Annotated in this window: 1 pseudogene; it reads left to right on the forward strand. The window is 77.7% G+C overall.

From position 1 onward, the window contains the following. Window positions 1-350, forward strand: a pseudogene (locus A4V12_RS39050) (GNAT family N-acetyltransferase); the annotation flags it as partial.

Consider the following 350-nt stretch of genomic DNA (forward strand, 5'->3'; position numbering starts at 1 on the left):
CCCCCGCCGTCACCACCACTGGCGGCGGGACCTCGTCGAACTGGCCGCCCTGTTCACCGCCGTGGCCGTCGCGGACGCGGTGGCGAACACGATCGCGCACGGCCCCGACGGCCCCTACCTGCTCGCCGTGTCGGCGGTCGTCCTGGTCGCCACGGCGGCGTTCCACACCTGGTGGGCACGGCGCCACAGCCATGCCCCGCCGGCCGTCCCCGATACCGGCGGCGGCCCGGCGGCGGCCGCCGGCCGGGACACGTCGGCCGGTACGGCGCTGTGGCGGATGCGGACCACGGTCCGCGACGAGCCCGGCAGTCTGGCCGCGCTGTGCACGGCACTGGCGCACCTGCACGTGG

Origin of the sequence: Streptomyces noursei (assembly GCF_001646665.1) — a bacterium.
Taxonomy (GTDB): domain Bacteria; phylum Actinomycetota; class Actinomycetes; order Streptomycetales; family Streptomycetaceae; genus Streptomyces; species Streptomyces lavendulocolor.